Genomic DNA, 17,396 nt, shown 5'->3' with positions numbered 1-17,396 from the left:
GCCACTAGGCTTTCTTGCGTTTCTTGAGCCAATTGGTCGAGCTAAGCAGGTCGGCGCAGATGTTCTTGGTCTTCGGATCGAAGAAGACCAGGTACACGGCGCAGGCAATCGAGATTCCCCAGGAAATCAGCTGGACGCGCGGAACCAGCGACTCCTGCAGGAACTGCCAGACGAAGATCTGGTCAGCGGCCTGGTAGGCGAGGAAGAAGATGGTGGTCAGGTGCAGCCACAGCATCTGCCAGTCGTCGCGCAGCCCGGTGACGGCGAAGAACGGCAGCAGCCACAGCAGGTACCACGGCTGGATCACCGGGGACAGCACGACAATCGCGGTGAACGCGATGGCCATGCGCTGCACCAGGTGCGAATACTTGCCGCGGAACATCAGCACGAAGGCGATCACCACGCCGATCAGGCGTCCAGCGGTCTTGACCACGTCCAGCACGCCGCCTGAATCCAGGCCGAAGGAATGGAAGATGTTCTGGATGCCCACGGTCGCCAGGCCCAGCGGAGCGTAGATCGAGAATCCGGCGCCGGTGTAGTTGAGCATGACCGAGAGCCAGCCGAACCAGTAGCCGTTGAGCCAGCCCACCAGGGTCATCAGCGCGAGGAACAGCATGCCGGTGTAGAACCAGTACAGGATGCGGCGCGGCCACTTGGCGTCCGGGCCTGCCCAGAGCAGGCCGATGAAGGGCAGCAGCACCAGGGTGATCGGCTTGACGCCGACCGAGGCGGCGAGCACGACCACCGCCCAGAATCCGTGGCGCTTGCAGGCCAGGTAGACAGCCCATACGGCCAGGCCGATCATCAGCGAGTCGTTATGCGCGCTGGCCACGAAGTTGACGAGGAACAGCGGGTTGGCCACGGTCATCCAGGTGGCCTTGGCTCCGGACACCGCGTGCAGTTCTGCCAGCTTCGGCACGAAGTGCAGGCACAGCAGCACGCCGATGAACGCGATGGCCCGGAAAGCCAGGATGGCCACGTCGGTGGAGCCGCTGACAATGTTGACCACAAGCCATTCGATGCTCAGGTACAGCGGGCCATAGGGGGTGCCGTCCTGGGCCCACATCGTGTCGGTTCCCAGCTGGAACCAGTTGTTCAGCGACGAAATGCCGTCAACGTAAGGATCCTGCCCAGCGTCGACCAAACGCCCCTGGCCGATGTAGGCGAACACGTCCCGGCTCATGATCGGCAGCGTGACGAGCATCGGGATGCTCCACAGCCAGACGGCGCGGCGGACCACCTTCAGCGAGCCATCGCCCCAGCCCTTGAGCTTCTGTCCCAGCCGCCACCACGAGCGGAAGAGCAGCCAGCAACCCAGGGCCAGCAGGATCACGCAGGCAGTCACGCCGGCGGGTTCGGTGCGCAGCATGATGAAAAACGGGTCGCGGTTCAGCGGGGAGACGCTGGCCAGCCAGCCGGTGCCGAAGGATCCGAAGAGGATCAGGGAGGAACCGATGACGCCACTGAGAAGGGTCCTGTTCACTCCAGCGTAGGGCGGGGAGCTCACTGCGGCTGGGTTGCTGGCTGACACGTTGGCACCTCGGGCTGTAACGGACATGAGTTCGAGAGTAATTAGGCCAGCGTCGCCTGGGCTCCGCCCTTGCGAGCGTGGCACGTCAACAGCCGGAAATCTCAGACGATTTTAGCATTCGCCATGCCTTCGGGCCGGTTGGGACACTGTTCTTCCGCGCCGTTAAGAGGGTGCGCTCCCCCACAGCGTTCGTTGAAGTGTAGATTGGTTGCGTGGCTAGTAATTCAGAAAAAATTGTATGGATCGATTGCGAGATGACCGGATTGGATCTGGTTAAAGACGCATTGATCGAAGTAGCGGTGCTCATTACCGACTCGGATCTGGAGATCGTCGATGAGGGCATCCAGGTTGTCATCAAGCCCGAGCCGGCGGCTCTGGCGCAAATGGATGACTTCGTGCGCAATATGCATGTGGCCAGCGGCCTGCTGCCCGAGCTGGAAAACGGCATTTCCATGGCCGAAGCCCAGCGCTTGGTGGTCGACTACATCAAGAAGCACGTTCCGGAGCCGAAGAAGGCGCTGCTTGGCGGCAACTCGGTGGGTACCGACAAGAACTTCTTGGCCCGCGATATGCCCGAGGTCATTGAGCACCTGCACTACCGCATTATCGACGTATCGACCCTGAAGGAATTGAGCCGCCGCTGGTTCCCGAAGGCCCACTATGGCGCTCCGGCCAAGACCGGCAACCACCGGGCGCTGGGCGACATCCAGGATTCGATCAACGAGCTGCGCTACTACCGCGAAGCCATCATGGTTCCGGCCCCGGGCCCAACCTCCGATGAAGCCCGGAAGATCGCCACGGGGATCAGCCAAAGCGCCGGCTAGCTGCCAGGGATGGGTACTGGGGCATGGGTGATGCACTGCACAGTGCGCCAGGGGCTTTCCGATTGGCGTCCAAGCGGAAAATCCGTGTATAGTATTTCTCGTTGCCCGATACGGAATCGGTTCGCGAAAGCGTCCTGACTAGTATCGAAGCGAACATGGTGGGTATAGCTCAGTCGGTAGAGCGTCTGGTTGTGGTCCAGAAGGTCGCGGGTTCAAACCCCGTTACTCACCCCAGCAGAAAAGGCTCGGTTCGGAATGGAAATTCTGAATCGAGCCTTTTGCTTTCCCCGCACGCCAGATTGCACCGCCGCGCAGAATCAGACCGTGCGCACCACCCTGGCTGGCGATCCGACCACCACTGCACCAGCAGGAACATCCTTGGTTACCACCGCGGCAGCAGCAACCACAGCATTGTCGCCGATCGCCACGCCGGTAAGTATCGTCGCATTCGCGCCAACCCAGACATTGCGCCCAATGCTCACCGGTGCCGGAAGCATGTCAGCTCGACGGGCAGGATCGAGATCATGGTTGAGCGTAGCCACGACGACGTTATGGCCGATCAAGCACTCATCCCCGATGCTGATGCCGCCCTGGTCCTGGAACTTGCACCCGGCATTGATGAAGACGCGCTTGCCCAGTTTGATATTGCGTCCAAAGTCCGAGTTGAACGGCGGGAACAACACCACCGACTCGTCAACATGCCTGCCGGTCAATTGCCGGAGGAGCTCACGCACTTCGCCTGGACTGCGGTAGCCGCTATTCAATTCCGCGCAGATGCGCAACGCGTCCTGGCTCGCGCTATGCATGAGAGCATGCAGCTCAGAACCGGCGGCAATTCGCTGGCCGGACTCCAGCACTTCCAACAGATCATCAACGTCCACGACTCCCCCATCAGCTATTCGTGCCATTAGGTCGAACTATAGCGACTTTCGTGCATCCGCATGGAGCCAGGTTGCCCGCCTCACTTGCCATACCCCTGTGGCACCAAGCGCCACAGGCAAGGGCAACAGCATGGCACTGGACATCAGCCGTTATGCCAGATCAGCAGCGCACGACAGGTTCCCAATCACGAATCATGAGCATCGCGTCACAATCCCATTGGCAGCAGTGGGCGAATTGGTATTTCTGGCTCGAATGCGTGTATAGTTATGTTCGTTGCCCGGTACGAAATCTTGAGCGCTATTGCTTCTGACTAGTATCGAAGTAGACATGGTGGGTATAGCTCAGTCGGTAGAGCGTCTGGTTGTGGTCCAGAAGGTCGCGGGTTCAAACCCCGTTACTCACCCCAGTTCGAAAGATCTGGTTTGGAATGGAAATTCTGAACCAGATCTTTTTTGCTTCCAGCACTGTGGAGCTCCATGACCACGGCGGCACATTTCCTGGCTCAGTGTTCGACTTCATACCGCCGACAGCCATCGCATGAACCCGTGAGATGCAAGGCCATGCCCAAGACGGGCAAAACGGTTTCACTGAACAGACGAGCTCCTCGTCACGCTGCCTCACTGCTCCCCGCCCATAGCGACCTGCAATCCGCCTATCAACCGTCCGAATGGAGCGTCAACCACACGGGGCACCCAGACGCATCGGGCTGCGCGCCACGCAAAGTCACGAGTCCAGGCACGGGCAAGACCGGCAAGCCCAGTCCATCACCGAGGCCAGCTGCAAGCACGATACGGAAGCGCCTAGACGAACAGGAAACTCGGTCCTACCGGCGAGCGCAACGCCGTCCAAATGCGGCATTAAGTCATATTTCGACAGGTTGAAACACTGATTCGAAAGTATGTTCGAATGCTTGGCGTTTCGAGGTCTAACCCCGTGTTTTTCGAGACTTTTTGCGTTATTTGGTGACTTGAATCGTTGTTTGCCCTAGCGAATAGGCATGAATTGGCCTGAGCAACCATAATGGATCATGTACTTCGGCAAGCCAGTGAGCTACATGCCTTCGTTCTACCCACCGAAAGGTACTCCCCTGTGAAACGCGCGCTCTTTGAAGAGGACCACGAGCAGTTCCGTGAACTGGCTACAGAGTTCAATGCCCGGGAGATTTCCGGCAAATACGCCCAGTGGGAGAAGGAGCACCAGATACCCCGCGAAGTGTGGCAGGCCGCCGGAGAGAACGGCTTGCTGGGTCTTGCCGTGCCAGAGGAGTTCGGCGGCATGGGGATCGACGACTACCGCTTCCGTGTAGTGCTCGATGAGGAGTTCGTGCGTTCCGGTCACCTGGCCGTGGCGTTGGCGTTCCACCTGCATGACGATCTGGTGCTGCCTTATTTGCTGTCCTACGGCTCGGCCGAGCTCAAGGCCAAGTGGCTGCCCCGCATGGTCGACGGCTCCACCATTACTTCCTGCGCGTTTACCGAGCCTGGCGCGGGGTCCGACCTGCGTGCCGTACGCACAAAGGCGGTCCGCGATGGAGATGACTGGCTGATCAGCGGGCAAAAGACCTTCATCGGCAATGCAGCGTTTGGCGATGCAGCGCTGGTGCTGGCGCGCACCGACGGCGAGAGCGGACGGGCCACCGAACAGTCCTTCTCGCTGTTCATGGTCGAGCGTTCCGAGGGGTACACCAATGGCACCCCCTTCGACAAGATCGGGTTGCGCGCTTCGGATACTGCGGAGCTGTTCTTCGACGATGTCCGCGTGAGTGCTGACGATCTGGTTGGCGAAGTCGGCCAGGGCCTGTCCTATGTCAAGGCTCATCTCCCCCAGGCGCGTCTGGCCATTGCCGTGGCGGCGTCGGCGATCTGCACCGCATCCTTCGAGCAGGCGCTGGAGCATGCGAAGAACCGCTCGACCTTCGGCCAGGCGCTGACCGAATACCAGAACACGCGTTTCGAGCTGGCTAACCTGAAGACTGAGGCGCATGTCACCCAGAGCTTCGTGGATCGGGCGGTACTGGCGTTCAACGAGGGCGAGCTGGATGCTGCCGAGGCCGCGGAGGTCAAGCTTTGGGCTAGTGAGAGCGCTAAAAAGCTTTCCGATCAGGCGTTGCAGATCCATGGCGGCTACGGCTACATCATGGAGTACCCGATCGCGCAGTCGTTCACCGCCTCGCGCTTGCTGACCATTTTCGGTGGCACAAGTGAGATCATGCGTGAAACTATTGGACGAGCACTCTAAGCACTTTTGAAAGGAACTGATCACGTGCCTATTCGGCAGATCACTGTTTACGGAGAACCTGTACTTCACCAGCGTGCGGTGGAGGTCACCGAGTTTGACGACGCCTTGCGCGAGCTCGTGGCCGATATGCACCTGACCATGGATGAAGCGCACGGTGTCGGCTTGGCCGCTCCGCAGATCGGTTTGGGCCTGCGCATGTTCACCTACGTCTTCGCAGACCAGGACGATGCTCCCGAGCGTGGTGTGGTGATCAACCCGAAGCTGACCCTTTCGAAGGTTTCGCAGGCTCCTGCCCACCCGGATGAGGATTCAGAGGGCTGCTTGTCCGTACCTGGCTTGAACTACCCGTTGCAGCGCGCCGACTATGCGAAGGTGGAGGGCTTCGACGAGTTCGGCAAGCCGATCTCCTTCGAGGCGCATGGCTGGTTCGCCCGCATCATGCAGCACGAGTACGACCATCTGGATGGCCTGCTGTACGTGGACAAGCTGCAGCCGCGCTGGGAGAAGAAGTGGAAGAAGGCCAAGAAGGCTCTTGGCTGGGGCGTCCCGGGCAACACCTGGCTGCCGGGGACCGATGAGGACCCCTTCGGCCACTAGGCCCAGTCCCTCCTGGCAGGCGGCCGCCTACCGGGCGGTCTTGAAGTCCAGATACCGCTGATGCAGCGCCGTACCGAGTTGATCGGTCGGCGCTGCTTCTGCGTTCCAGAGCCTTGCCGCCCTGCCTTGTTCAAGCCAGAAGGGCAGGAACATGCCATTCTTGCCGAGCAGGATCTGCTGGGCCATCTGCTCGTCGGCTGCCAGCGACCGGTTCGCGTAGCCGAGGTAGTACTCGTCAAAGGGACCCAAGAGGCGCAGGGGCAACCGGGTGCGCTGCGGCGTTTCAAGCTCGTGGTGGGCCAGGCTTCCGGCCATGACCCAATAGTCCTCGCCTCGCTCATCATGGCCTGCGCTCACCAGCTGGTAGCCTAATGCCTCGGCAGCAGTTCTCACGGCAGAAAGCGTCTGCCCCGCGTACCAGGCTGCGTCACGAAGGGTAGCTGGTCCATGCGAGTTGAGATAGCGGCGCAAGAGCTCTTCCAAGGGATGCTCCTCTTCCCTGAGCCGCGCAATCCATTGATCGACGAGCACGAAGTCCTGCGCGACGAGTTTCGCATCATCCGGGATGGGTCCCTGGCAGATCAGTCCGTCCAGGGCCAGGACCTGCAGCAGGTGCAAGCCGCGTTGCTGGCCTGTCTCGATTCCGTGCCGGTTCAGCGCGCTGAAGAGTGCGGTACGGCTGGCTTGGCCGCATTCGCGCAAATGCGAGCTGACGACGCCGGCGGCCTGGTCAATGACCTGTGCGTCAATCTGCAGTCCACGCAGGCGCGCGGCCGCTGAGCGCAAGGTGCGTTCACGGCTGGCGCGCACCAGCCACCGCAGGTCCTCGGCGACGCAGATGTGCAACGTACCCCGCATGGTCCACGACCGGACCAGCTGGCCGCCGGTGAACAGCGCGTCGACCCGCTGACGCGATTCTTGGGCTGTCGAGCGCTGGGCCAGCCCGTAGCGTCCTGCAGCGAAGTCCTGGGACTGGAAGGCGAGCATGTGCTTGGCGGCCTGCAGCGTGGATTCTGCCGGTTCCAGCAGAAGCTGGCTGGCCATGCGTGCTGCCAGCACCCTGGTCCTGTCCATCGGTCCACCTCGATCCATTCCCGATGGCGTAGAGCCTAGCAGTCCGGCGCAGCGGATGTGCCGCCGGATCCGCAGCCGCCATGCCTCGCCGTGGTGTGCAGATGGTCGTTGACGTAAGACTGCCGCAGCAACTGGCGACGCCTCACGTCAGCGGCGCGCGAATCCACTCTGCGAGCGCCTGCCTGAGCAGGGAGCAGTTGGCGGCGGTGTCGAAGGAGGTTGCCAGGTGCGAATCGCCTAGCCGGTGCATGCAGTATCCAGCCCACGGCACCACGATGAGATCCGTCAACCCGCGCTCCCAGGCGGCGACCAGCACCGGCCGGACCTCCGTGCTGCGCAGCACCGGTTCTGGATTCAATCCCAACCACGGATCGAACATCTGTTCCCATTGCTCGAACGCGATGAGGTCGATCCCCTCGTCGCCGTACTGCTGGGTCCAGAAATCATTGCCGGTGGCTGAACCGGTTGCCGCGATAGTTGCCGCCAGCCCGGGGATGCGGTGGGCACCCTGCGCCTTTCCCGCCCACGCGTTCGACCAGGTCTGGATCCACCGTTGCTCCCACAGGTCCCGGTCGGCTTCGTCTGGCAGGGCCGAGGATCCCGTCTCGGGAACCGGGCTGAGCTGGGGTAGCGCGAGATCTTCGGCTAGACCCCAGGCCTGCCGGATGAACAACAGCATCCGGATTGGCTGCGCGTGATCATCCATGGACAGCGACATGTCTGCGGGCCACCCGCCGTGGTTCAGGGCCGGATTCGTTGATCGCATCATGCCCCGAGCCTTGCACAGGGCACTTCCTCTGGCAATAGGTTCTGAGCGCAGGAAACAGGATAGCGACCCCCGGGAATACTGGACCCCCGTCCGGTTCTGCCCACGACGCGGAAAAGCGTGCATCAGGAAAACCCGGCAAGACCGTTCCTATCGCAGGCCCAGAACCCAAGAAGGGACCATCCCAGCGCGCAATGCGTTGGGATGGCCCCTTCAGCTGAAACCCTTGAGGTCCTAGGCGGTGACGGCTTCTGCCTTCACTGCAGGCACTGCAGCTGGGTGGGTGCCGGCCATGGTTTCGATGACGCGGACTACCTGGCAGGAGTAGCCGAATTCGTTGTCATACCAAACGTAGACGACAGCGTTCTTGCCGGACACGATGGTGGCCAGGCCGTCAACGATGCCAGCGCGGCGCGAGCCGACGAAGTCGGTGGAAACAACCTCAGGCGAATCGATGTAGTCGATCTGCTTGTGCAGGTTCGAGGTCAGCGAGGTCTCGCGCAGGTAGGCGTTCAGCTCTTCCTTGGTGGTCTCGTTCTCAAGGTTGAGGTTCAAGATCGCCATGGAGACATCCGGGGTAGGAACGCGGATGGCGTTGCCGGTCAGCTTGCCTTCGAACTCCGGCAGGGCCTTGGCAACAGCCTTGGCGGCACCGGTTTCGGTGATCACCATGTTCAGCGCTGCCGAGCGGCCGCGGCGCTCGCCCTTGTGGAAGTTGTCGATCAGGTTCTGGTCGTTGGTGAACGAATGAACGGTCTCCACGTGCCCGTGGGTAACGCCGAACTTCTCGTTCAGTGCCTTCAGCACAGGGGTGATGGCGTTGGTGGTGCACGATGCAGCGGTGACAATCTTGTCTTCTGCCGTGATCCACGAATCGTTGATGCCGTGGACGATGTTCTTCAGATCGCCCTTGCCGGGTGCGGTCAGCAGGACACGGGAAACGCCCTTGGCGGCCAGGTGCTGGGACAGGCCGGCCTCATCGCGCCAGCGGCCGGTGTTGTCAACGACGATGGCGTTGTCGATGCCGTGCTCGGTGTAGTCAACGGTGGTCGGGTCGTTCGAGTAGATGACCTTGATCATGGTGCCGTTGGCGAGGATGGTGCTGTTTTCCTCGTCAACGGTGATCGAGCCGTCGAAGCGGCCGTGGACCGAGTCGCGGCGCAGCAGCGAGGCGCGCTTGACCAAGTCGTTCTCCGCGCCCTTGCGGACTACGATGGCACGCAGGCGCAGGCCGTAGCCGCCGCGCTCGATGAGGATGCGGGCCAGGAGGCGGCCGATGCGGCCGAAGCCGTACAGCACGACATCCTGCGGTTCTGCGTCGGTTGCGCCAGCCTGACCAACCTTCTCGCCCAATTCATCAGCCAGGAAGGCGTTCAGATCAACGGAACCGGACTCCTTGAACTTCTTGTTCATACGGCCGAGATCAACGGAGACCGAGCCGACATTCAGGGACTCGATGGCATCGAGGATCGCCTTGGTGTCGTTCAGGTCGAGCTCTTCGCCATCGATGCGGCGCACGACGCGGTGGGCCTTGATGATGTCGATGGCGGACTGGTTGATCAGCTTGCGGCCGTAGACGGAGGTCACCACATTGTTCTTGCGGTACAGACGTCCGATCAGTGGAATCATGGCCTCGGCGAGCTCTTCGCGCCCGCTCCATTCTTGCTGGGCAACGACAGACTGCTGGGTCACAGAAAATCCTTCCAATTCAGCCGACTCGCAGATCCATGAAGTCGGTTGGCACCGTGGGAAGCACCATTGCTTTTGCGGTGGCACGAGGTAACAGGATCATCCTCGTAAGTACATGATCCATTCTAGACCGTGCGCTGAAAAAGCGCGGATCGGGAACTGTGAATCATCTCACGAGCGGGCAAGGGCCGGGCGATGCGATCAGGAATGAAGGGCTGGATGCAGCGAAGGAATTAATGAATGGGATGGCCGATACGCCGGGTTTTGTCGCGCCGAAGCGGGACGGTCATCTATCTACGACTGCCGTTGCCGGCAGCCTCTAGCGGTCCACCCGACTGCATGGGGCGAACAGCCCTCATAACGCAGTCTGTCTGACCTTGCTCCGAGTGGGGTTTACCTAGCCACCCCAATCACTTGGGGTGCTGGTGGTCTCTTACACCACCGTTTCACCCTTACCAGGAAAACCTGGCGGTCTATTTTCTGTGGCACTAGCCTGCGGGTTACCCCGAGTGGGCGTTACCCACCACCCTGTTCTGTGGAGCCCGGACGTTCCTCGGGACAATTGCTTGCCACGCGACCGTCTGGCCATCCCATTCACTACCAGTCTAATCGTTTCAGGACAGCCTTCAGACCACTTTCGAACACTTGATCGCTCACAGCCGGAGTCGCCACGGCGGGGACATGGCCGGCGCAGAGCAGCAGGTGGACTCCGATAAGCTGGAGAGCGTGCTTATTTTGTTGCCGCCTTCCGAAGGCAAGACCGCCCACGTCGAAGGAGCTCCCTTCGAAATCGAAGATCTCTCTTTTCCGGAGCTCTCTGCCGAACGCCGCCTCGTGCTCGATGCTCTGGCAGAAGTATCAGCAAGGGAAGATGCCATGGACCTGCTGGGCGTCGGAGCTTCGCTGGCCAATGAGGTAGCACGGAATATCAACCTGCACACCGAGCCGGCCGCCCAGGCTCACGATATTTACTCGGGGGTGCTCTTCGAAGCCCTGGACTACGCGAGCCTGGATGAAGCCGCGCGACGGCGCGCCGACGAATCCGTCATCGTGATCTCCGCGCTATGGGGCGCCGTGCGATTTGGCGATCGCATTCCGCCGTACCGCTTGTCCATGTCGGTCAAGCTCGAACCGCTGGGCAAGCTGGCCACCTGGTGGAAGAAGTGGCTGGCCCCGGTTCTCGATGAGGCGGCCGGCAGCCAGCTGATCGTTGACGCCCGGTCGAGCACCTACGCAGCCGCCTACAAGCCAGCCAATGGCAACACCGTTGCGGTCAATGTGTTCCAGATGCGCAACGGAACGCCGAAAGTGGTCTCGCATTTCGCCAAGCACACCCGGGGCGAGGTCGCGCGCTTCCTGGTCGAGCAGCCGGTCGACCCGAAGAATCCTGGAGAATTGCTCGACCTTGTCCAGACCAAGTGGGAAGCTTCCCTAGTTGAAGACAAGAAGGGCCTGGCCCTGAACATCCTGCTGCCAGAAGACCACCAGTTCACCACCGTGAGGCACGCCGCCTGAGCTCGTTGCGACAGCGAATGATGCCGTGCCGGCCGGGCAATCCCGCCAAGCCTGCACGGCATCATCATTTTGCTGCAACCAGTTCGACTTCGAACCCGGCCGCATCCTCCAAATAGGCCGCGTAGTGCTGCGCTCCCCCTGCATACGGGTGCAGTTGCGCGAACATGAGGGCGAAACCGTGATCCAGCGCTTCGGCCGCCAACATGTCGACGTCCTGCCTGGTGCCGGCATGGAAGGCCAAATGGTTCAGCCCGGGGGCACGCCGGTCATGCCGTTGCTTCTTCGCACCCGGTCCTGATTCCAGAACGATATAGAACTCTCCGCAGGAATAGCTGATGCCGTTGGCCCATTGCGAATTGACCGTGTAGCCAAGACGGGTCAGCAGCCAGCCCAGGGATGCCGTGCTGGCTGCCAAGTCCTCCACCCAAATCTCTACGTGGTGCAGCATGCCAAGCTCCGGCTAGGGTGTGAGGACAAAGTCCCAAGGATCGGAATTCACCTGGGATACCTCGATTTCCACCGCATGCCCCAGATCGTTCAGCACATTGCCCAAGGCACGGGCACCGGCCGAGAGCCAGACCCATTCCGAAGCGAAGTGGGAAACGTCGATCAGGTAAGGGAAGCCACCATTGGCAGCTTCGCGCGCTTCGCTTGCCGGGTGATGGCGCAGGTCGGCGGTTACGTACACATCGGCCTGGTGCGAGCGCACCGCATCGAACAGGGAATCACCGGCTCCGCCGCACAGGGCAACCTTCCGGATGATTCCGTTGCGGTCTCCGGCGACGCGCACTCCGCCGGCGACGGCCGGCAGCACGGTGTAGACGCGTTCCGCGAAATCGTCGAGCTTCATCGGCTTCTCCAAGAAGCCCACCCGGCCCAGGCCTTCCTCGGGCAGCCCGTCCTTGGACTCCACCAACGGCACGCAGTCCTTCAGCCCGAAGGCATCGGCCAGCGCGTCGTTGACGCCCCCGATGGCACTGTCGGCATTGGTGTGCGCGGTCAGCAATGCGGTACCGGATTCAATCAGGCGGTGGATGGCCTCACCCTTGAATGTCGTGCCGGCAACCTGGGTGACTCCGCGCAACAGCAGCGGGTGGTGAGTGATCAGCAGATCGGCTCCACGCTCGATTGCGTCCTCGATCACCTCCAGCGTTGGATCAACAGCCATCACGATCTTGGAAATCTGCTGGCCGGTTCGCCCGGTGACCAGCCCAACGGCATCCCAATCCTCGGCCAATGACTTTGGCCAAAGTTCCTCGGCGGCTTCAAGGACGTTACCCAGGGTGGTCTGCGCAGCCGAGGCGTCTTCCACCGGCCGCTCTGGCTTTGCTTCGGTAACGGGCTTGAGCGTCGAGGCCTCCGGGGAAACGTTGCTCTTCCCCAGGTCTTGCGAGTTATTTGCCTTGCTCTGCATACCAACCAGACTACGCGGTGCAAATGAGGATGGAACAGAATGCAACGCCGCAACGTTGTGAACTGTGTGAGTATTCTCAGCCTTCAGTCACCTCATCAATTCACCCCGGCTCTGGAAGTCCAGGACACCAAGTTGAGCACCTTCGTGCTAGCTGGCGGTTGCTTCTGGTGCTTGGATGCCGTGTACCAGCGAACGCGTGGCGTCTACGCGGTGATTTCCGGATATATCGGCGGCCATACCAAGGATCCGAACTACCGCGAGGTTTGCACCGGCACCACCGGCCATGCCGAAGGTGTCGCGGTGATCTTCGATCCGCAAGTGGTTCCGGCCGACGTCATCCTGGACATGTTCTTCACCGTGCACGACCCGACCACGCTGAACCGCCAAGGCTACGATGTGGGAACCCAGTACCGCTCGGCGATGTTTCCGCTCGACGATGCGCAGCGCGAGCTTTTCGAAGCCTCCATCGACAAGTTCTCGCGCGTATACCCCAATCCGATCGTCACCACGCTGGAAGAGTCGAAAGATTTCTATCCTGCCGAGCAAATTCACCAGGATTATTACTCCGAAAACCAAGAAGTCGGATATTGCCGGGTGATTATCGATCCAAAGCTCGCAAGAGTCAGGAAATATTACGCTCAATGGCTAAACGAAGCCTAGTCGCGCTTTAGGCCTATTAGGGTTAGTTGTGAACCCGATGGATGACCGGCGGATACGCCAGATTCCAGCAGTTATTTCGCCGCAACTATCTGCGGCTGCATAGAGTCACGTAAGGATTGCATACAAGATGGGCAAGATCTACAACAACGTCACCGAAGTCGTCGGCAACACCCCGCTGGTGAACCTGAACCGCGTCGGCGAGGGCCTGCCAGGCAACATCGCCGTGAAGCTGGAATTCTACAACCCGGCCAACTCCGTCAAGGACCGCATCGGAGTGGCCATCGTCGATGCAGCCGAGGCATCGGGCGCGTTGAAGCCAGGTGGCACCATCGTCGAGGGCACATCCGGCAACACCGGCATCGCGCTGGCCATGGTTGGCGCGGCTCGCGGCTACAAGGTCGTGTTGACCATGCCTGAGACCATGTCCACCGAACGCCGCGTCATGCTGCGCGCTTTCGGTGCCGAGATCGTGCTGACCCCGGGCGCCGATGGCATGCGCGGCGCCGTGGAAAAGGCCAAGGAGATCGTTGCGACCTCCGATAACGCCATCTGGGCGCAGCAGTTCGCCAACACCGCGAACCCGCAGGTGCACGCAGACACCACTGGTCCGGAAATCTGGGCCGATACCGAAGGCAAGGTCGATATCCTGGTAGCGGGCATCGGTACCGGTGGAACGATCACCGGCGCAGGCCGCTACCTGAAGGAAAAGAATCCGAACCTGAAGATCGTGGCAGTGGAGCCGAAGGATTCCCCAATCCTCAATGGCGGAAAGCCGGGCCCGCACAAGATCCAGGGTTTGGGCGCGAACTTCATCCCCGAGGTACTCGATACCGAGCTGTACGACGAAGTCCTGGATGCCAGCATCGAGGATTCGGTGTCGACCGCTCGCGCGCTGGGCGTCAAGGAAGGCATCCTCGGCGGCATCTCCGCTGGTGCAGCTGTATGGGGCGCCGTGCAGGTCGCCGCACGCGAGGAAAATGCAGGCAAGCAGATCGTTGCGATCATCCCCGACTTCGGTGAGCGCTACATCTCCACGCTGCTCTTCGACGACATCCGCGGCTAAGCAGATTCGCAGTAGCAGAATAAATCGGCGTGAGCCACCGTTGGGTCTATAGAGAGACCTTTATCGGTGCAGCTCGCGCCGATTTGCTGTGTGACATCTGCGGATTGTCCCGCAGCGAACCGCAACCATTAAGGTAGTATTCATGAGTTTTATCTCCCGCCTGCGTGAGGATTTGGCTAACGCACGCCAGCACGATCCGGCAGCGCGAAGCGATCCCGAAAACTTCTTCGTGTATTCCGGGCTGCACGCCATCTGGATGCACCGGCTGGCCCACAAGATGTGGCAGAACCCGGCGCTGAAATGGCCAGCCCGTTTGCTATCCCAGGCGAACCGCGCACTAACCGGCATCGAGATCCATCCCGGCGCGACCATCGGCCGCCGCTTCTTCATCGACCACGGCATGGGCATCGTCATTGGCGAGACGGCCGAAATCGGCGACGACGTGATGCTGTACCACGGGGTGACCCTCGGCGGCCGGTCGCTGGCCAAGGTCAAGCGCCACCCGACCATCGGGGACCGCGTGGTCATCGGCGCCGGAGCCAAGGTCCTGGGCCCGATCGTGATCGGTGCCGACTCGGCGATCGGCGCGAACGCCGTTGTCGTCAAGGATGCCCCGGCAGCATCGATCGTCACCGGAATCCCTGCGCAGAACCGTCCACGCCGGCCTGAAGAGCACAAGCCAGCGGTGGACCCGGCCGAGTACATCGACCCGGCCATGTGGATCTAGGACTTCTGCTTCCGTTACGGCAGCGCAAACCCGCCCAGCGTCCGAACTGTTCAGGTTCGACCGCTGGGCGGGTTTCTTCTTGGTCCGGCTTGGTCGCCGGCAGAACAAAGCATTGATGCCCGGTACCTGCGAGTCTGGTACCGGGCATCGATGCTCATGCTTGTGCGGCAAGCGGGTTAGGCCAGCTTGTGGTCTTCCGATTCGGTGCCATCTGCCAGTTCAACGATTTCGTCCTCGGGATCCTGCGGCTGCGTGCCGAGCTTGCCTCGGGTCAGCTTGTGCATGATCATGGCCAGCGCTCCGTCACCGGTCACGTTGGTTGCGGTGCCGAAGCTATCCAGTGCAATGTAGGCCGCGAACATCAGGCCGACCTCGACCTCGCCGAAGCCGAGCAGCTGGGAGAGCAAGCCAGCAGCGGCCGCAATAGCGCCGCCGGGCACGCCCGGGGCGGCGATCATCATGACGCCCAGCATCAGGATGAACGGGAAGTACGTGCCGAAAGATACGTCGCCGCCGGTCAGCAGGAGCACTGCGATGGAGAAGCAGGTGATCTTGACCATCGAGCCGGACAGGTGGATCGTGGCGCACAGCGGGATCACGAAGCCTGCCACGGCGTCGGCCACGCCATTCTTCTTGGCCGATTCCAGGGTCACCGGAATGGTTGCGGCCGAAGACGAGGTGCCCAATGCGGTGAAGTAGGCATTGCGCATTCCCCACAGGGCGGCCAGCGGGTTGCGCTTGTTCATCGCACCAGCGATCGTGAACTGCGCCAGCAGGACAATCAAGGTGAGCACGAAGGAAATCACTGCAACGAAGAGGAACTTCTGGACCACGACGACGGCGTCACCGGCGGCGGACAGATCCAGGAAGATGCCGAAGATGAACAGCGGCAGCGCCGGAACGATCACGCGGCGGATGACCATTTCGATGATGCTGCGGAATTCCACCGCACCACGGAAGAGCACGGTGGAACGGAAGGCAGTGAGCCCCAGGCCCAGCATGAACGCCAGCACCAGTGCGGTCATCACACCCATCAGCGGAGTCAGCACGATTTCAGTTGCGGAATCTCCCGCCTCGCCGACCAGGGAGAAGTACGGCTCGAAACCGGATCCTTCGCCTGCACCAACTTCTTCGACGCCGCCGCCGGACAGCGACTTGGTGAACAGCCAGCGGCTGACGAAGTAGGCAAGCAGGCCTGCGGCCATGGTCGAGGCGTACGCAATGACTGCGGTGATGCCCAACCACTTGCCGGCGCCCTTGCCAAGCTCAGCGATTGCCGGCGCGACCAAGCCGAAGATGATCAAAGGCACGATGAAGCCAAGGAATCCGGAGAAGATCGAGTTGTAGGTCAGGAATACGCTTCCCAGCCAGACCGGCATGACCGGGCCAAGCAGTATGCCCAGCACGATGGCAACGAGCACCCAGCCAAGCAGTGGGATAGATTTCAGCAGCTTCATGAAAGTCCTTATATACGGTTAGGGATCGGAGCACCCTGCGCGACGGCCACAGGTGTGTCGTGGCGCACGCCTCAATCATGATAGACGTAGTTTCCATTACACCGAAATCCTGTGATTGGCTTAAGTGTTATGGAAATTCTCGCTTCTGCCGAATAATTCCCGCTAGAAATCGCAAGGACTCCCACTGGATTCGATTGCTGGGGTATCGACCGTTCCCTAGATGAATATTCAGCGATTCAGCGGCTGAGGGCGTCTGGCCACAATTAAGCGGCATGCTGCTGGTGTGACGTCGTGGACTACTCGAAGCTTGCTTCAACCACGCCTTGTTCATGGCCCTGGCCGACAACCTGGTTTTGCACCCGCAGGTTCAGCACAGTCCCGTCATCGGCATTTTCATAGCTCACGAACACCGACCCTGCTCCGGCGTCGCTGCTGGTTTGCGACCAATTTGGTCCACCTGCCGCCGAATGCTCAGTTAGGGACGCGACCACTTGGGCGGTGGCCAACTGCTTCATTTGGGCTTCGTTCCCATTGCCCCAGGCAACGACCAGCGCGTCGGCATACTCGGTGGCGTTTGACGGCAGCTTGCCCAGCTCCTGTCCCCCGATCGTTTCCGTTTGCTCCGATTCCTCATCGGCCGGCGTGCTTGAAGCTGCAGGCTCTGTCGGCTCGGACGAGGTCGCGGTTGGGGATGCGGTTGCGGAGGAGGTTTGCGTCGGGCTGGCTCCAGGATTCGACGGCGCTTCGCTAGGTGCGCCGCCGGAGGTGCTGCCGCAACCGGCGAGCGCGAGGCAGCCGGCCAGTGCTGCTGCCGAGCTGAGCTTGAGTAGTTTCCGAGGTGCATCCGGCATGGCATTCTCCGCTCTCGACGAGGAATCGCTGATTCCCTGATAGTTCGATCCTCCACCGTAGGGGGCAGCAATTGCAAGCAGGCAAGCCCGGGCGAGGTGCTGGTGGGT

Annotated in this window: 16 protein-coding genes, 2 tRNA genes and 1 other RNA gene; 9 read left to right on the top strand and 10 right to left on the bottom strand. The window is 61.1% G+C overall.

Annotated elements, in window-relative coordinates; translation table 11 throughout:
- Positions 1-4 precede the first annotated feature (4 nt).
- A complete protein-coding gene (gene mptB, locus ACLQ8T_RS08045; RefSeq protein WP_413456324.1) occupies positions 5-1,531 on the bottom strand; it encodes a polyprenol phosphomannose-dependent alpha 1,6 mannosyltransferase MptB in 1,527 nt (508 codons plus the stop codon).
- A 254-nt stretch (positions 1,532-1,785) separates the two neighbouring features.
- Between mptB and orn the strand changes: the two genes are divergently transcribed.
- Both orn and ACLQ8T_RS08035 read left to right on the top strand, forming a co-directional pair.
- Positions 1,786-2,355 carry an oligoribonuclease gene (gene orn / locus ACLQ8T_RS08040; protein WP_413456323.1) on the top strand — a complete coding sequence of 190 codons (570 nt, stop codon included), beginning with the start codon at positions 1,786-1,788 and terminating at the stop codon, positions 2,353-2,355.
- A 158-nt stretch (positions 2,356-2,513) separates the two neighbouring features.
- A tRNA-His gene (locus tag ACLQ8T_RS08035) sits at positions 2,514-2,589 on the top strand.
- An 83-nt stretch (positions 2,590-2,672) separates the two neighbouring features.
- On the opposite strand, the gene ACLQ8T_RS08030 is transcribed toward ACLQ8T_RS08035, so the two are convergent.
- Positions 2,673-3,263, bottom strand: a complete 591-nt coding sequence (locus ACLQ8T_RS08030) for a DapH/DapD/GlmU-related protein (RefSeq protein WP_413456322.1) — start codon at positions 3,261-3,263, stop codon at positions 2,673-2,675.
- Positions 3,264-3,567: 304 nt separating this feature from the next.
- On the opposite strand from ACLQ8T_RS08030, the gene ACLQ8T_RS08025 reads away from it, so the two are divergent.
- The 3 genes from ACLQ8T_RS08025 (at position 3,568) to def (ending at position 6,072) form a co-directional block, all read left to right on the top strand.
- Positions 3,568-3,643, top strand: a tRNA-His gene (locus ACLQ8T_RS08025).
- Between the two features lie 683 nt (positions 3,644-4,326).
- Positions 4,327-5,475 carry an acyl-CoA dehydrogenase family protein gene (locus ACLQ8T_RS08020; protein WP_413456321.1) on the top strand — a complete coding sequence of 383 codons (1,149 nt, stop codon included), beginning with the start codon at positions 4,327-4,329 and terminating at the stop codon, positions 5,473-5,475.
- Between the two features lie 24 nt (positions 5,476-5,499).
- The gene (def, locus tag ACLQ8T_RS08015; RefSeq protein WP_413456320.1) at positions 5,500-6,072 is read left to right on the top strand and encodes a peptide deformylase; all 573 of its coding nucleotides are present in this window, start codon (positions 5,500-5,502) and stop codon (positions 6,070-6,072) included.
- A gap of 27 nt (positions 6,073-6,099) precedes the next feature.
- On the opposite strand, the gene ACLQ8T_RS08010 is transcribed toward def, so the two are convergent.
- The 4 genes from ACLQ8T_RS08010 to rnpB form a co-directional block, all read right to left on the bottom strand.
- The gene (locus ACLQ8T_RS08010; RefSeq protein ID WP_413456319.1) at positions 6,100-7,146 is read right to left on the bottom strand and encodes a winged helix DNA-binding domain-containing protein; all 1,047 of its coding nucleotides are present in this window, start codon (positions 7,144-7,146) and stop codon (positions 6,100-6,102) included.
- Between the two features lie 142 nt (positions 7,147-7,288).
- Positions 7,289-7,915 carry a hypothetical protein gene (locus tag ACLQ8T_RS08005; RefSeq protein WP_413456318.1) on the bottom strand — a complete coding sequence of 209 codons (627 nt, stop codon included), beginning with the start codon at positions 7,913-7,915 and terminating at the stop codon, positions 7,289-7,291.
- 231 nt (positions 7,916-8,146) lie between these two features.
- Complete coding sequence (locus ACLQ8T_RS08000) at positions 8,147-9,604, bottom strand: glyceraldehyde-3-phosphate dehydrogenase (RefSeq protein ID WP_413456317.1); 1,458 nt, start codon at positions 9,602-9,604, stop codon at positions 8,147-8,149.
- Between the two features lie 234 nt (positions 9,605-9,838).
- Positions 9,839-10,194: RNase P RNA component class A (gene rnpB, locus ACLQ8T_RS07995), an RNA gene on the bottom strand.
- A gap of 133 nt (positions 10,195-10,327) precedes the next feature.
- Here rnpB and ACLQ8T_RS07990 point away from each other — a divergent pair.
- Positions 10,328-11,116: a YaaA family protein gene (locus tag ACLQ8T_RS07990; protein WP_413456396.1), complete on the top strand. Its 789-nt coding sequence runs from the start codon at positions 10,328-10,330 to the stop codon at positions 11,114-11,116.
- Between the two features lie 64 nt (positions 11,117-11,180).
- Here ACLQ8T_RS07990 and ACLQ8T_RS07985 read toward each other — a convergent pair whose 3' ends face one another.
- Both ACLQ8T_RS07985 and ACLQ8T_RS07980 read right to left on the bottom strand, forming a co-directional pair.
- Complete coding sequence (locus tag ACLQ8T_RS07985; RefSeq protein ID WP_413456316.1) at positions 11,181-11,564, bottom strand: VOC family protein; 384 nt, start codon at positions 11,562-11,564, stop codon at positions 11,181-11,183.
- Between the two features lie 12 nt (positions 11,565-11,576).
- Positions 11,577-12,530: a Nif3-like dinuclear metal center hexameric protein gene (locus ACLQ8T_RS07980; RefSeq protein WP_413456315.1), complete on the bottom strand. Its 954-nt coding sequence runs from the start codon at positions 12,528-12,530 to the stop codon at positions 11,577-11,579.
- A gap of 132 nt (positions 12,531-12,662) precedes the next feature.
- Here ACLQ8T_RS07980 and msrA point away from each other — a divergent pair, with 132 nt between their 5' ends.
- From msrA to epsC, 3 genes are all read left to right on the top strand, one after another.
- On the top strand, positions 12,663-13,190 hold the full coding sequence (gene msrA / locus ACLQ8T_RS07975; protein ID WP_413456395.1) for a peptide-methionine (S)-S-oxide reductase MsrA: 528 nt from the start codon (positions 12,663-12,665) through the stop codon (positions 13,188-13,190).
- A 127-nt stretch (positions 13,191-13,317) separates the two neighbouring features.
- Entirely contained in the window at positions 13,318-14,253 is a 936-nt protein-coding gene (cysK, locus tag ACLQ8T_RS07970; protein ID WP_038990964.1) for a cysteine synthase A, read from the top strand.
- Between the two features lie 142 nt (positions 14,254-14,395).
- The gene (epsC, locus tag ACLQ8T_RS07965) at positions 14,396-14,980 is read left to right on the top strand and encodes a serine O-acetyltransferase EpsC (protein WP_413456314.1); all 585 of its coding nucleotides are present in this window, start codon (positions 14,396-14,398) and stop codon (positions 14,978-14,980) included.
- 176 nt (positions 14,981-15,156) lie between these two features.
- Here the strand turns inward: epsC and ACLQ8T_RS07960 are convergent, their stop codons facing one another.
- Together ACLQ8T_RS07960 and ACLQ8T_RS07955 are read right to left on the bottom strand one after the other, a co-directional pair.
- Complete coding sequence (locus tag ACLQ8T_RS07960; RefSeq protein WP_413456313.1) at positions 15,157-16,437, bottom strand: dicarboxylate/amino acid:cation symporter; 1,281 nt, start codon at positions 16,435-16,437, stop codon at positions 15,157-15,159.
- A 296-nt stretch (positions 16,438-16,733) separates the two neighbouring features.
- Positions 16,734-17,288, bottom strand: a complete 555-nt coding sequence (locus tag ACLQ8T_RS07955) for a hypothetical protein (protein WP_413456312.1) — start codon at positions 17,286-17,288, stop codon at positions 16,734-16,736.
- Positions 17,289-17,396 lie beyond the last annotated feature (108 nt).

Origin of the sequence: Glutamicibacter sp. FR1 (assembly GCF_047300825.1) — a bacterium.
Lineage (GTDB): Bacteria > Actinomycetota > Actinomycetes > Actinomycetales > Micrococcaceae > Glutamicibacter > Glutamicibacter nicotianae.
Note: the sequence above shows the minus strand (reverse complement) of the source record. Positions and strands in the feature narration are given on the sequence as shown.